The organism is Hymenobacter qilianensis (genome assembly GCF_014489555.1).
Classification (GTDB): domain Bacteria; phylum Bacteroidota; class Bacteroidia; order Cytophagales; family Hymenobacteraceae; genus Hymenobacter; species Hymenobacter qilianensis.
The window spans coordinates 132,291-146,094 of record NZ_CP060785.1 but is presented as its reverse complement, the minus strand read 5'-3'; the positions used below and the strand labels follow the sequence as shown (position 1 = coordinate 146,094).

Below are 13,804 nucleotides of genomic sequence, written 5' to 3'. Positions count from 1 at the left end.
GAGGCTCACCAACGGCCCGCCGGCCTCCCGGATGCCACCAATGCGCTCGGCCTCCTGCAGGCGCCCGAGCCACTGCGCTTGCGCCGCCGGGCCCAGGGAGGCGGGGGAAGGGGAAAATAGGGGTTCGTCATCACCCGGTAGCTACCAAATAGCCCAGGCAAAGGGGGGCCACTTCGCCCGGCAGCCCGTTAGACTTTTCGGCTGCCCTCTCCTTACCCGGTGCCTCGAACCCTTACCCACCACCTGATAGGCTACCGTGTCCCCAGCCCGGAACGAAACGGTCCGGTCTGCGTATGCAGGCCATTCACCCTCTTCTCTAGCCTAGGTGAAAAGGGAAGCTGTCCCAATTGGACTTTCCCTGCTGCTCCCGGTTGTTTCTCGTGCTTGCCTATGCCGTCCACCCCTCCGGCATCCCCCCTCCTCGTTCTGGACGAGGCCCAACTGGTGCAGCGCCTGCTGGCCCGGGACGAGCACGCCTTGTGCCTGCTCTACCGCCAGTATGCGCCCACCTTGCGGCACGCTATTCGGCGCCTGGTGCGCGACGAGGAGCTGACCCAAGATATTCTGCAGGAAGGCCTGTTGCGCATCTGGCTCCACATCGGGCGCTACGACCCGGCCCGGGGGCGCCTGTTTACCTGGATGCAACGCATCTGCTGCTACCACGCCATCGACGTGCTGCGCAGCGCCACGCACCACCTGCACACCCGCGGTCAAAGCCTGGAGGCGGACGCGGCCCGCTATCTGCCCGCTCCCACTACCTTCCACCCCGAGCACATCGGCCTGCGCGAACTCACCCAGCGCCTGTCGCCTCCGCATCGCGCGCTCATCGACTTACTCTACTTTGAGGGCTACACCCACGTGGAAGCGGCTAAGGAGCTGGGCCTGCCCCTGGGCACGGCGAAAACCCGGGCCCGGGCCGCCCTGCTCGCCCTAAGCAGACTGGCGCGCTAATAACCTTACCCATCAAAGAAGGGACCTGCTGGTAGTAGGAGGCGACTTAGCGGCTAAATTCCTCCCGCTGGCGCGTCGCTTCCAGCACCCGGGCCGAGGGCCGGGGCAGTTCGTCTTGGCCGGCCAACTGCTGCAAACTTACCTCGCCGTCAATGTAGCGCTGCAACTCCTGCACAATGGCCCGGCAGGGCTCCGTGCCGCCCAAGCGGGCCACCGCGATGCCCCATTCGGCGTGCCGCTGGCGCTTGCGCCGGGCCGCGCGCTCGGCGGCAGGTAACTCGTCGGGAATGGGGGTAAAAAGAGAACAGGCCATCGGCTGCGCGCTTAGCGGGTCACGGGCTCTATACGAGCCCGCGCGCAGCAGGTTGAGCTAGGGCCCGGGACGCCCAGTAGCTCCGGCCTCAGCTCAGGGGGTAGAGCGCGCCGGCGATGTGGGCGGCTACCTGTCCGCCCGGCACGGCCTGCGCGTACTGCAGGCGCTCATAGTGAAACAGCGAGAGGATAATTTTCGGCGCCTGCGGCTGGTTCGCCTGCGGGTAGGGGGTGGTGACCTGCAGACGGTAGCCACCGGCAAACTGCAGGGTCACACTCACCGCCTCGGTCGTAGGCCGGGGCCGAGCCGTGATGCTGGTGGGCGCATAGGGCGCGGCGGCAGCGACGGCGCGGGCCAGCACCTGCACGGCGTAGGCCTGCGCGACGGCATCCCCCCTTTCTAGGCAACTTAATTCCGTGCGTAAGGTGCCCCAGCAGGGCTGAATAGAGAGCATGTATGGGGGGCGAGGAAAGAGTACGGCGGCTGAAGAGCAAGCTTGAGGCCAGAAACTGTGTTTTCAGGGGACACAACTTCTGCGCTCCTTTCCCACCCTCCCTGCCCGGAGACTTAGCGTAAGGCCCCCTTCTAGCAGCGGTCAGCGCGCAGCCTGAGGCCCAAGGCACCGGCGACGAACGGACGACTTTTCAGTTACCTTCCTCCGTTCAGAAAAGAACACCTTTTTGCGCGCTGGCCTCCCAAGAACCTCTTGCACTAACGACACCTGGTGTACTTGTCATAATGGGGTTTATACGACAGCCATAAGCCCTTCTCACCCGTTAGGCACTTGCCTAGGCGCGATAACGGGCCCTACTCAGACCCTATCGAAAAGATGGTGGCTGGTTAAATCACCGTTAAGGGGAACTAGCATAAGCCGAGTTAGTGGCTTACTTTCATTTTTCTTTATCGTGCAAGGGGGAACCCGCCCCAGGCCGCGTAGTACATTCGTTCCCCACCGGTGGTACCCTCCTGTTTGTCATGAAGCTCGGCCTCCTCAAGTACTGGCAGCTGCTACGCGAATCGCTCTGGTTCGTGCCAGGCCTGATGGTGATTCTTTTCATTGCCGGGGCCTACGGCCTGGTGCACTACGACGCGCAAACCACGGTGGAGGGCATCAAGTATTTCCCGCTGCTGTTCGGCATCGGGGCCGACGCCTCGCGCGGCATGCTCACGGCCATTGCGGGGTCCATGCTCACGGTGGCCACCCTGGCCTTTGCCGTCACGCTCTCGGCCTTCTCCCAAATCAGCACCCAGTACTCGCCGCGGGTGCTGCGCAACTTCATGCGCGACGAGGTGAACCAGGTCATCATGGGCTACTTCGTGGGGGTGTTTGCCTACTGCCTGGCGGTATTGGGCACCATCCGCGGGCCCGACGAGGGCAAGTTCGTGCCCTCCACGGCCGTGCTGGCCGGCTTATTTCTGGCCATGGGCGGCGTCGCGGCCCTGGTCTTTTTCATTCACCACATCGCCGAGTCCCTGCAAACGGGCACCCTCGTGCGCCGCATTGCCCTCGAAACCATCGCGGGGATAAACGACCTGTTCCCCAACCACCTCGGCGAGCCCGTCGCCGACGAAAACCAAACCGCCGTCGCCGGGCGCCTGCTGGCCGCGCAGGGCAGCTGGCACCCGCTGCCCGCCACCGCCTGCGGCTACCTGCAACGCCTCGACGCCGACGGCTTACTGCAGTGGGCCCGCCGCCACCGGGCCATCCTGCGGCTCAACTTTGAGATGGGGGCGTTTGTGGGCCAGGGCCAGCCGCTGTTCAGCGTGCGCCCCGAGCCCGACGCCCCTCACGCCCGCCCGCGGGGTGGCCCCAGGACCTGATGAAGTACGTAAGCCTGGGCCGCCACCGCAACATCGAGCAGGACATTGGGTTTGGCATTCAGCAGCTGGTCGACATTGCCCTCAAAGCGCTCTCGAGTGGCGTCAACGACACCACCACGGCCATTATGGCCGTCGACTACTTGGGCGAAATCGGCGGGCAGCTGGCCCGCCAGGAATTTCCGGCACCCCTGCGGGGCGATGGCCGCCAGCTGCGCTTGGTCATCAACGTCCCCACCTTTGCGAACTACATGCGTCTGTCGTTTGACCTGGTGCGGGCCAATGCGCAGGGCAACCCGGCCGTGCTGCGGCGCCTGCTGCGGGCGCTGGCCCTGGCCGGCGAGCAGGGGTGCCACGCCGAGCGCAAACGGGTGCTGCACGAACAAGCCGACCTAGTGCTGGCCTGCGCGCAGGCAACTATTTCTACCACGTATGAGCTGGAACAGGTGCAGTCCCTCTACGAGCAGCTGCGCCCGAATTGGGAGTAAGCGCACCACCAAAGCCCCGTTTGGCGAAGGTTGCAAAGCAGGTAGCGACGAAGACTAGTTGGCAGACTATTCCCTGTTGGTGAAACAGCCAGACTGGCTCGCTGGGTAACCACCGTTTTCTAAAACAGCTCCGCTAGCAGGTAGGCGCCTCACCGTCCCGGCGCGTGAGACAACAATTCGACCCCAGCGGAGTCATGCCTAGCAAAGCCCTGAGGTGGCCTTGTGTTTGCCTCAGGCTAGGGAGGCGTTAGAGCACCTTCACCCTCAGCTGCGAGGCGTGCTCAGGGCTAAAATAGAGGCGGTGCGGGGCGGCCTGGAAATCCGACTCGTTGGCCTCGAAGGTGTTGTTGACGTACGTCTGTGGGTTGCGGTCGACGAGCGGAAACCACGTGCTTTGCACCTGCACCATGAGCCGGTGGCCCTTCTTGAATGTGTGCAGCACGTCCTGCACCCCACAGCTGTTTTCATAATCTTGTCTTAGAATGGCCACTATGTATATGACGTATGCAGTCTTCCATCAAGCGGGTTACTGCACAATATGACTCCGCACGAGGGTCCAGGTCCGGGGCTGGCGGTTGTACCAGGTACGCAGGCGTACAACGCCCACGTGCGGGGCCCAGTAGTAGTGCGACGGCCAGCCCCCTTCCGAGCGGTCACTGAGGGGAATCTTCACCTCCAGCACATCGGCGTAAGTGGTGTTCCCGATTGTGACGGGGGCCGTGGGCCAGTAGGGTTTCATCACGCCCAATAAGTAGCCCAATCGGCCGTGGCCGCGCGGGCTACCTAGGCCTTATTCGTTCCGTGGCAGAGGAAAACTCGGTTGCCTAGCCGAAAGTACCCAAAGAAGGTACCCGATCGGACCCTGCGTAAATCGACGGGTGCTACTTTGATTAACTCCTTGCCTTGCGTTTGCTCCGTCGAAAAATAATACCCTATCGCCTCGCCGCAGCCTTTATCCGTCCCGATCAGTTGCCGCAGGGCGGGGAACACACAGGCGGCAGGCTCATACTTGGGCAGCTTGAGGCCGGGGAAAGCCACCGGCGGGGGAACGCGAAGCACGGAATACAGGGTATCAGAGAGGGCCGATTCCCCACCTTGTCCCCTGACGGGTAGCCAGAGGAGCAAGGCAAAAAAGACGAAACAAGTTTTTTTCATGGGTCTCCCAGCGATGCCGGAGAGGAAAGTAATGGATTCACTGCTAGAAGCCTAACCGGAAGACGAGTGCACGAAAACGGTGCTTGAAGCCGAGATGATTGAACCTCAACTTAGTACCGATAAGGCCGCATTATCACTACCCAGACAAGAACACCTCAGTATTTAGCAACCTGTTGGGTCACCTTTCTTAAACGCTCCCTTGCGAGAAGTGACGAGTAGCGGCTCTTGTTGATGTTTACCTGCAATAAGCGGAGCACTACGACTGCAGGGCCTGGCCCTGGCATGGGTACAGGAGAAGACTGGAGGAGCGGGGCCCCATCGGGTGCCTGCGTGCTCGTGGTCAGCCAGCGCCCAGGGAAGTCAGGTTAGTCGCGTAGCAAGGGCCGGTTTTATTATATATAAGTATTGAAATATATTATTAAGTTTGGAGGATTGAACCCGTACGCCGTATTCCCCGATGCGCTATATTGCCCAACTCGATGCCCTGCGGGCCCTGGCCATCCTGTTTGTCCTGATCAATCATACGGTGCCGAAAAGCCACCCGCTGTTTACCCTCTCCGATAAAGTTTCGGGGCCCGATATCTTCTTTACCCTCAGCGGCTTCCTGATCACAGCCCTCCTGCTCCGGGACCGGCAGGCGGTGGCGCTTCAGCGCACCACGAAGCGGGGCGTCTTCCTCCGCTTCTTTCTCAAACGGGCCTTGCGCCTCTATCCTGCCTATTTGTTGCTACTGGGTCTGGATTTTTTCTGGCGCGGCATACCGGCCGCTAACTACGGCCCCTATGTATCGTTCACCTCTAACCTGGTCATCTACCAGCAGCAGGACTGGGGGCCGCTGGCGCACTTGTGGACCATGGCGGTCGAACAACAGTTTTACCTTTTGTGGCCCTTTGTACTGGTGCTGCTCCCGCGGCCGTGGTTGCCCTACGCCATGGCGCTCTTTGTTGGCGGGGGCCTCTACAGCCAGTACGCCGTCCCCACCACCGGCTTTGGCCACGTGCTGCCGCACACATGTCTGGATGCCTTGGGCCTGGGCGCGTTGCTGGCCTGGGTAGTCCTCGAAAAACCCCAGTACTTCAACCAGGTATACCGCGGCCTGGGTGGGCTGGCCTTAGCCAGTATAGTCCTGATGCTGGCTCAGAGCGCGTGGGGGCTCGATCTGTATCTGAATCAGCGGACGCTAGTGGCCGTGCTGGTCGTGTGGCTCATGGCCTACTTCGTGGTGCGGGGGGAAACAAAAGGGGGTATGGTGAACGCCGTCTTCACGGCGAAACCCTTGCTGTTTATCGGCAAGCTGAGCTACGGCATTTACCTCTACCACCTGACAGTCCTGTCCTGCGCGTACCCCGTGCTCGACCGGCTGAATCATTATCTGCCGTTTTATGAACGGGGCGCGTATGGCTACTGGCTCGTCGAATCGCTGCTGCTCATCGGGGCCGTGGCCTGGGGCTCGTGGAACTACGTGGAGCGGCCGCTCACCGCCTGGAGTAAGCACTTCGTTCGTAACAAGACAACGCCGACCCGGCCCCGTCCGGCCCTCGCTGCTACCTAAGGCCGGGTCGGCGTTGGCAGGGCCGAAAAGGGGGAGTGAAGAGGCCGCCGGCCCCGCAGCGACAGAGCGATTACTAACTATACCTCAAGCCAACCTCTCTTGCTCCTGCTTGCGCGAGAGTTTAGGTATCATAATTCTTCCTTAAGATACCTAAGGGTATCCTGTCGGATGCCTCCCTCATTTTCAGGATAGGTTCCGATAACTTTCAACTTGAGGAACCTGTCAACCACCAGCGATAAGGACGGATAATAGCCTCCTTTTTGTCCTGGCAGGGGCCCTGAATCTCGGCACCGCCGCAAATAATGCCCCCTCCGGGGGTGCTAACGGTTCTTCAGCAGTCTGGGTACCGCCCGCAGCAACAGCAGCGCCACCACGCCGCTGACGACGACCAGCGGCACCACCGACCGCCGAATGGGCCGGAACCGGCTGCGCCCGTCCCGCAACTCAATGAAGCCCACGGGGGTGATACGGACGCCTCCGCCCCGCCGGTGTCCCCCTGCGGGCCCGGCCCGGTACCGCTGCCCCCGCCGAAGCCGTACATGGCCCGCGCGACGGGAATGACTGTCACGCCGTCCTGCGCAATGGGCGGGCCGTACACCGTCTGGGCGGAAACGGAGGTGCTCAGCAGGTGCGCCAGGCGCTCAGCCAGCGAAGGCCCAGTCGGAGCGGGGGAGTCGACGGCGGGCATCTCGGCCAGGCTTTTTTCCGTGGGAGCAGGGGCAGTCGAAGTCATCATAGCACTAGGTTAGGGGTGAGGAAGCGGTGGCTTCCGAAGGCAATGGGGCAAGGGCGCGGGAGCGAGGCGGCCGGGTCTTGGAACAGGAGCCAAAGGTCGGCCAGCAGAGGGCGGGGGAACATGAGTTTCCTCAGGCCGCCCGGTGATTCTGCTCAGGGAACCCGGGGGCTGCCGGCGGGCCAAACTCGCCAGTTACGCGCCGACGTCGGCATCTTTCAGCCGGGTCCCTTTCACCAGTAGCCAGATGCCAAAAAAGAGCTCGCCTGTGGAAAAAACCAGCAGCCAGGACAGGTTAACCCCCGAAAGAAGTAGGGCTGTACACTTAGTAGAATCCAGGCGGCCCCGGCCAGCATGATCAGCACTCCCAGTAGCGTCGGGATATACGACGCCTTATACAGGAGGGCCCCCTTCAGCAGCAGGTAAAGACCAAAGATGATATAGGCAATATGCATCTCGTATCGTCGGGCATTTACCACCTGCAAGACGTGGTCGTTGTTTACCCCTTCCGGAGGAGGGGGCCCCTGCACCAGCTGATAGGCGGAGAGAAAGTTCAGCAGGGCCCCGATGGCCAGCACGGTATACACCACCAGGAACCCGGCCGCCAGTAGGGATAAGGCGGCCTGCACGGGCCTGAGAAAGAAATACATGGCCCAGGCCAGCACAATATCATAGAGGTAGATGAAGAGGATGGCGAAAATGCCGGAGAGAAACAGGGTGGGATGGGTCGCTAGATTCTGAGCGGTCTGGGCAGCATCGGTCGCGACCAGGAGGGTTTTGAACACATAAAATTCGGCATACGGCGCCGCGGGCACAAACAGGGGCAGCCCGCCGAGCAGGGCGGCGGTCCGCAGGGAAATACGGTCGTGGGGTGGTCGCATCATCCGGCCTTACTGTTAAATAGGAATTTAAGATAAAATAATTTAACGTTTTTTAGGATAGTCCTGCGAAAGAATGGGCCCTTTCTTTCCGGTGGTCGGAAGCGATAAGCCCCGCGTATGACGCTTGTCTTCTCCATCTAGGGCCGCTACCGCCGCCTATATTCCTCCTACCGGGAAGCGTCCCAAAGCGGTACCGATCCAACGGACCCTCGTAGTCCTCGTTCGTTTAGCTCGATGAGTTCCCCCCCCTATGGACCCTCCTTCGACGGTGGCCGCTGTTCCCGGGAGTAGCCCGGCGAAAGGATAGAAACTGTAAGCCCCTCTCCTATTTCTATAGTGCTCATGAATGCTCTTGCAACCAAATTGAATATTTCCTAAAATCTTTGGACCAAAAATTAAAAAAGTCAATATGCACCTGCAAACATGCAAATCGATTGGGAATTTTAACATTATCAAGTTTTGTATGATTATTCCGACTAGTACAAAAGCGATTTTATATACTTTGTGTTCTTATAAGGTTGTATTGCACATTATAAAGACCCTGTACAGTTGTTAAACGTCCGTTTAACAACTGTACAGGGTATCTGACTTTCGCCTATCTTTGCTCAACCCCGTATTAATTAGTACATATAAATTAAAATATATTAAAGAAGTATGGGGGTGTCACGGCAGGAGCGTCTAGCTATTATCGGGCGCCCTCTGCCTATCCTCTTTTCACCTCCACTCTATATATAATAGGGATGCGTAAATATGTCGCGTACTACCGGGTCAGCACGGCCCGCCAGGGGGCCTCGGGTCTGGGCCTGGAAGCCCAGCAGGCGGCCGTGCAAACCTTCGCGAAGCATGGGTTGATTGTGCAGGCGTTCACGGAGGTGGAAAGCGGCAAGCAGAACCAGCGGGTACAGCTGCTCGAGGCCATTGCCGTGGCCAAGGCCGCCCAGGCCACCCTGCTCATTGCCAAATTGGACCGGCTATCGCGCAACGCGGGCTTCATCTTCGCCCTGCGCGACAGCGGGGTGGACTTTACCTGCTGCGACATGCCCGATGCCAATTCCCTCACGGTGGGCTTGTTTGCCATTTTGGCTCAGCACGAGCGCGAGACCATCTCCACCCGCACCAGGGACGCGCTGCGGGCTAAGAGAGCCCGCGGGTACACCCTGGGTACGCCGGCCAACCTGACCGAGGCGGCCCGGGCGCGCAGCATCCAGGTCCGGCAACAGAAGCGCCAGCAGGCGCCCACGCTGCGCCAAGCGCTGAGTTTGATTACCCTCCTGCACGCGCAGGGAGTGGCTTACGCCGCCATCGCCCGCCGCCTGAATGCGGCCGGCTTTACTACCCTGCAGGGCAAGCCCTACTCCCATGTGCAGGTTAAGCGCATGCTGGACTACGCGCACGCCGACCAGGCCCGGGCCCGGGGGACGAGCACGCCGCCCGCTTAGCGACCCCACCCCGGTGGGTACCAGCAACCGGCGGAAAAGCAGTTACTGATCGGTCCTGAGTTTAAGCGGTTAAATTTTTGGGCACTAAGAGTAGTTAGTCAGCATTCACTAAAACGTACCCTTATGAAACACTTTCTTTTCTTTCTTTCATGTATTGCATTCATCTTCCCTTGTAAAGCGCAGCCAGGCAATCAATTAGTGCTCGGAAAAAAAGACAGTATTCAGTCAAAAATATTGGGTACCAAAAGATTATTTTATGTCCATTTGCCTACTAGTAATTCCGCTGCTGGGGCGGCGAAAAAGCGGTATCCCGTGGCCTATGTATTTGATGCCGAGGCCCAGTTTGCCTCCACGGTAAGTACGATTCAATTTTTAAGTACCCATTACAACTCCGTTTGTCCAGAAATGATTGTGGTGGGTATATTACCAGAAAACAGAAGAAAAGAATTAACCCCCACCCATGCCGATATAATCCCGCCTTACTGGGATTCGGTCTCTACGAAAGCATCCGGGGAGGAGAACAATTTATTGCTTTTATCGAAAAAGAATTAATACCCTATATTGATAGCCACTATCCAACCCAACCGTATAAGATGCTGATTGGGCACTCGCTCGGCGGGCTGATGGTGATGCAAACGCTGGTACACCACACTGCTTTATTCAATGCCTATATCTACATAGACCCTAGTATGTGGTGGGATAATCAAGCCCTATTAAAAGAAACAAAACGGGCGTTAGAAAAAAGACATTTTGCCGGAACAGCCCTTTATCTAGGATTTGCCAATACCGTGGATGACGATATACTACTAAACAATATACACGCCGATACCACGTTTGATACCAAGCACCTGCGCAGTATATTAACATTGCAGAGCTATTTAGAAAAAAACAAACAAAATGGCTTAAACTATACAGGTAAATACTATGAAAACGACAGCCACATGTCGGTGCCATTGATTGCCGTGTACGATGCCTTGCACTTTTTATTTAATTTCTATCCAATAAAAATAAATGTCAAAGAGGAAAACAATCCCGACCCCACTTATTTGGTAAACAAAATTAAAAGCCATTATGCCTACGCCTCCAAACAAATGGGATACAAGGTGTTTCCTGCTGAAGAGTTATTAAACTGGAATGGGCATAACGCTTTGAATAAAAAGCAGTACGAAAAGGCCAAACGTTTATTTGATTATTATCTTGCTATATATCCTGAAATTGCGGCTGCGAATGCGTGCATGGGTGATTATTACCAAGCCATAAATGAAACAAAAAACGCCCTTGCCTATTTTGAGAAATCGTTGGCTATTCAAGAGAATGCAGCAATCAGAAAGAAAGTAGAAAAAATGCAGGGCAAGTAAAAAAGGCGGACACCCTTGGGTTTTGGGTAAGTGGGGCGGATGGAAGGACAAGCACCTTTTGTACAAAGCCAACCTGCAGTTCGGGCTTGAGTGTCTCGTCCGGAAAAAAGTTGACCGTTTGAAGTTAGTTCGCCAAGGCTTTAGCCACTTTCGTGGTCATCCTCAGATAGCTTCTTCTGGGCGCTGGGCTGTCCTGCTGCTTTGGATTGGACCAGCACGATCGGACGCGGGCCCAGCGGAAGCAGCCCGGTCAGCAAACGACAAGATTGCCGCGCTGACGCCGGCTTGTCGACCACTTATCGTTCCCTTCTTATGCGCTTACTGTATGTATTTCTGCCACTGTTGATCGTGGGCTGCACTAAATCGGGGCCCGCGCCCGTCCCTACCGCTGCCTTTACCACCAGCCGTTCGGTGATTGAAACCGGCGAGAAGCTGCATTTAACGAATACCAGGCAACAGGCGGTACACTACGAGTGGCGTTCCTCGCACGCCCGGGACTCTGTGAAAACCGATTCCGATCCGACGTATATCCTTCGAGGCGCAGGCTTGTACGACATTACCCTTTTAGCCTTCCCTGCCGATGGGGTTCAAAGTAGCGCGACCCAGACCGTGAAAGCCGGCCGCCGCCGCATCAAATGGTATCGGATTACTTCCGTAGACTTTATGCGTCCCAACGGCCAGCCCTGGCACGCCGATGGGACTGCCCCTACGATTGCTACTACCTTGGTTACGCCGGCTGGGAAGACTGCTTTGAGTACGAATGACATGAACGTGTCTCCTGCTACATTGCCCCTTCTGTATTTCGCTGATAATAACTTGCCGCCCTTGTAGGATGGGAATTGGTCGCTCCAGTTCTCTTATAATAATAAGAGTGGGAACTCCGAGCCGATGTTTACGCTCCCCCTCGTCCTTGCGGGGCCCCCGGCGGACCGGAATGCGGACGGCAACGGCACGTATCGCTTTCAGTCGGGTAAGTGGGCCGTCGAATTGGAGATTGAAACGCGGTAGCGTGGGGGTAAAGAAGAGTCTCTTGGCTGGACAGGCCGAGGCGTACCCCGGCACTAGGCTGATGGCTGCTTGGAGAAATGATAATCGTTGGCGAGACGCAGCAGTGGCCATGATTGATTGGTACTCGCGCTGAGATGATGTGGTCAGCTTCAACGCGGCGCAGAATCTAGGGCTGTGAGGGTGCGCTGTTCTGCCGGTACTTGCGGTTAAAGAACTAGCTGGCGGCCGCACCCCAGCCGCCCGGGAGCGATCCGTTCTACCCCTGTAATCGGATGAAGAGCATTTCCCCCTTGCCGTTGGTGAGCGTAAACTTCTCCATCTGTCCCCTTCAGCCGTGTCATTTCAGGCTTTTTTATTGGGTAAGTAACTTAGATATCGGTGCGACAAGTGAGTCCAGGAGCCAACCGGGCACCCTGGCACCTAGTATTGAATTATAAGAAGATGATTCGGCATATGGATTGCTTGAGGCGGCGCTACTCTTGTCATCTTCGACTATTCCTCCTTTCCTGATTCTCCTTCATGCAGCAGTCTACACGCTTGCTGGCTTTGGGCCTCCTGATCAGCAGTAGTTTAGGCCTACCCGCCTGTGGCGATAAAGGCGGAAACCCGCAGCCGACTCTGCCGCCCCCTACCCAGCCCGCTCCGCAAGGGCAAAAGGCAACGCTCATCGGGCAAATCCAGCCGGCGGGAGCTATCACGCTGATTACGGCCACCAACGCCGGGGGCGGGAGCATAACCGCGACGCCGACCAGTGACGGGTCCTATTCCTTCCCCGATTTACCGCTGGGCCCCTATACCCTTTCCTTTACCCCAGCAACCGGGTACGTAGCGCCCCCCAATCAAGCCATCACGCTCGTGGCGGGCGGCACGAGCGTGATGGCCCTTACTGTGCCGCCCCTGCCGAAGCCGCCGGCTCAAAAAGCCCTGGTCACAGGAGAAATCAAACCAGCTAACGCCATCACGCTGGTGACCGCTACCAACGCGGCTGGCGCCCGCGTGACGGCCACGCCGACCAGCGCGGGCACGTATCGCTTCCCGGAGTTGGAGGTGGGCACCTACACACTGGCCTTTACGCCAGCGGTTGGGTATGTTGCCCCGGCTAATCAGGCCGTGAGCCATACCGCAGCAGGCACCACGGTGCCCTTGCTAACGGTCGGCGCGGCGGCCTCTTCCTTGTCCTATCTCGTGGACGGCGTGACCGTGACGCCAGCCTACCGTTTTGGGATGCCCCTATCTATTTGGTATGCGACCGAAGGGGCGGCACCGGCCACTCCCTCATTTTCTTATTCAAGACCTGGCCGACTAAGGTGGGTACCTATTCGGCACTAGAGGACGAAGAATTCATAGGGGTGCGGTACACGGACCCCAATTTTAATTATTACAATACGGAGAGTTGGAAGCATGCAGGCGCGAGTGGTACTCTGACGATCACCGCCATCAGCACCGTGACCCGCCGCATGTCGGGCACCTTCAGCTTTGTCGTCATCGGAACTGTAACTAATCCCCGCTTCCCCGATAAGAGAACCATCACCAACGGTACCTTTACCAACGTAGCCTTCTAAGCGCCCACTGCGCCAATCCTGTGACTTTAGCTCACTTATGTAGCCTTATCTATGTTTCAATTAGTACGCCTACCCTCCTTTGTCGCGAGTGCCTTGGTCCTGACTAGTGCCCTCACGGCATGTGGCGATAAAAATGAGGAACCCGGGCCCCAGCAATATATCGTCATCGTGCGCTACACGGCCACCAATCTGCAGCCCAACGGGGAGGACGCGGGCGCTTCCGTGGGGGCTCGCTTCACCAACGAGTCGGCCAGCTGGGTGAAAGGGATCATGCTCGACACGGCGCAGGGATCCGACGAGACCGAGGGAGAGTTTGAACAGCCCGAGTTGATCGGCTCCGATAAAGTCACCGTCGAGTTAGCGTTCCCATATGTTGATTCCGCCGCCGAGGGCAAAGCCTTGCCCGCCACTACGGCTATAAAAGCCGAAATCCTGGTGGCAGGCAAGGTGAAGAAAACCCTGGTGCTGGATAAGAACACGGCCTTTGATCCGCAGCAGGGCACGCTCCACGTCGAGCAGACCTTTCAAGTAAAGGCGTTGTAAGCC

The 13,804-nt window shown here is 58.1% G+C and carries 17 protein-coding genes and 1 pseudogene; 11 read left to right on the top strand and 7 right to left on the bottom strand.

Going from position 1 to position 13,804, the window contains the following annotated elements; genetic code table 11:
• The first annotated feature begins 390 nt into the window (after positions 1–390).
• Positions 391–951, top strand: coding sequence for an RNA polymerase sigma factor (locus tag H9L05_RS21540; protein WP_187734417.1), 561 nt, complete (start codon positions 391–393; stop codon positions 949–951).
• Between the two features lie 46 nt (positions 952–997).
• On the opposite strand, the gene H9L05_RS21535 is transcribed toward H9L05_RS21540, so the two are convergent.
• The gene (locus tag H9L05_RS21535) at positions 998–1,264 is read right to left on the bottom strand and encodes a hypothetical protein (RefSeq protein WP_187734416.1); all 267 of its coding nucleotides are present in this window, start codon (positions 1,262–1,264) and stop codon (positions 998–1,000) included.
• Positions 1,265–1,352: 88 nt separating this feature from the next.
• Positions 1,353–1,718 (bottom strand): hypothetical protein, encoded by a 366-nt coding sequence (locus H9L05_RS21530; RefSeq protein ID WP_187734415.1) that lies wholly within the window; start codon positions 1,716–1,718, stop codon positions 1,353–1,355.
• Between the two features lie 521 nt (positions 1,719–2,239).
• Between H9L05_RS21530 and H9L05_RS25480 the strand changes: the two genes are divergently transcribed.
• Positions 2,240–3,085 (top strand): DUF2254 domain-containing protein, encoded by an 846-nt coding sequence (locus H9L05_RS25480; protein ID WP_262892721.1) that lies wholly within the window; start codon positions 2,240–2,242, stop codon positions 3,083–3,085.
• On the top strand, positions 3,085–3,570 hold the full coding sequence (locus H9L05_RS25475) for a DUF2254 domain-containing protein (protein ID WP_262892720.1): 486 nt from the start codon (positions 3,085–3,087) through the stop codon (positions 3,568–3,570). Before H9L05_RS25480 ends, H9L05_RS25475 begins: the two co-directional genes overlap by 1 nt.
• Before the next feature lie 247 nt (positions 3,571–3,817).
• Here the strand turns inward: H9L05_RS25475 and H9L05_RS21520 are convergent.
• The 3 genes and pseudogenes from H9L05_RS21520 to H9L05_RS21510 form a co-directional block, all read right to left on the bottom strand.
• Positions 3,818–4,021 (bottom strand): annotated as a pseudogene (locus H9L05_RS21520) (CocE/NonD family hydrolase C-terminal non-catalytic domain-containing protein); the annotation flags it as partial.
• A gap of 75 nt (positions 4,022–4,096) precedes the next feature.
• On the bottom strand, positions 4,097–4,309 hold the full coding sequence (locus H9L05_RS21515; RefSeq protein WP_187734414.1) for a hypothetical protein: 213 nt from the start codon (positions 4,307–4,309) through the stop codon (positions 4,097–4,099).
• Between the two features lie 44 nt (positions 4,310–4,353).
• Positions 4,354–4,725, bottom strand: coding sequence for a hypothetical protein (locus tag H9L05_RS21510; RefSeq protein WP_187734413.1), 372 nt, complete (start codon positions 4,723–4,725; stop codon positions 4,354–4,356).
• Between the two features lie 457 nt (positions 4,726–5,182).
• Here H9L05_RS21510 and H9L05_RS21505 point away from each other — a divergent pair, with 457 nt between their 5' ends.
• Positions 5,183–6,277, top strand: coding sequence for an acyltransferase family protein (locus H9L05_RS21505; protein ID WP_187734412.1), 1,095 nt, complete (start codon positions 5,183–5,185; stop codon positions 6,275–6,277).
• A gap of 320 nt (positions 6,278–6,597) precedes the next feature.
• On the opposite strand, the gene H9L05_RS21500 is transcribed toward H9L05_RS21505, so the two are convergent.
• Together H9L05_RS21500 and H9L05_RS21495 are read right to left on the bottom strand one after the other, a co-directional pair.
• Positions 6,598–6,735, bottom strand: a complete 138-nt coding sequence (locus H9L05_RS21500) for a hypothetical protein (RefSeq protein ID WP_187734411.1) — start codon at positions 6,733–6,735, stop codon at positions 6,598–6,600.
• A gap of 508 nt (positions 6,736–7,243) precedes the next feature.
• Positions 7,244–7,894 carry a DUF4386 domain-containing protein gene (locus H9L05_RS21495; RefSeq protein WP_187734410.1) on the bottom strand — a complete coding sequence of 217 codons (651 nt, stop codon included), beginning with the start codon at positions 7,892–7,894 and terminating at the stop codon, positions 7,244–7,246.
• A 737-nt stretch (positions 7,895–8,631) separates the two neighbouring features.
• On the opposite strand from H9L05_RS21495, the gene H9L05_RS21490 reads away from it, so the two are divergent.
• The 7 genes from H9L05_RS21490 (at position 8,632) to H9L05_RS21465 (ending at position 13,801) form a co-directional block, all read left to right on the top strand.
• Positions 8,632–9,330 (top strand): recombinase family protein, encoded by a 699-nt coding sequence (locus H9L05_RS21490; protein WP_187734409.1) that lies wholly within the window; start codon positions 8,632–8,634, stop codon positions 9,328–9,330.
• Positions 9,331–9,453: 123 nt separating this feature from the next.
• Positions 9,454–9,882: a hypothetical protein gene (locus tag H9L05_RS24445; protein ID WP_223285030.1), complete on the top strand. Its 429-nt coding sequence runs from the start codon at positions 9,454–9,456 to the stop codon at positions 9,880–9,882.
• Positions 9,777–10,688 carry an alpha/beta hydrolase-fold protein gene (locus tag H9L05_RS21485; protein ID WP_223285027.1) on the top strand — a complete coding sequence of 304 codons (912 nt, stop codon included), beginning with the start codon at positions 9,777–9,779 and terminating at the stop codon, positions 10,686–10,688. Before H9L05_RS24445 ends, H9L05_RS21485 begins: the two co-directional genes overlap by 106 nt.
• Before the next feature lie 312 nt (positions 10,689–11,000).
• Entirely contained in the window at positions 11,001–11,519 is a 519-nt protein-coding gene (locus tag H9L05_RS21480) for a hypothetical protein (protein WP_187734407.1), read from the top strand.
• A 696-nt stretch (positions 11,520–12,215) separates the two neighbouring features.
• Positions 12,216–13,025 carry an MSCRAMM family protein gene (locus H9L05_RS21475; RefSeq protein ID WP_187734406.1) on the top strand — a complete coding sequence of 270 codons (810 nt, stop codon included), beginning with the start codon at positions 12,216–12,218 and terminating at the stop codon, positions 13,023–13,025.
• Positions 13,026–13,045: 20 nt separating this feature from the next.
• Entirely contained in the window at positions 13,046–13,258 is a 213-nt protein-coding gene (locus tag H9L05_RS21470; protein ID WP_187734405.1) for a hypothetical protein, read from the top strand.
• A 51-nt stretch (positions 13,259–13,309) separates the two neighbouring features.
• Positions 13,310–13,801 carry a hypothetical protein gene (locus H9L05_RS21465; RefSeq protein WP_187734404.1) on the top strand — a complete coding sequence of 164 codons (492 nt, stop codon included), beginning with the start codon at positions 13,310–13,312 and terminating at the stop codon, positions 13,799–13,801.
• The last annotated feature ends 3 nt before the right edge of the window (positions 13,802–13,804 follow it).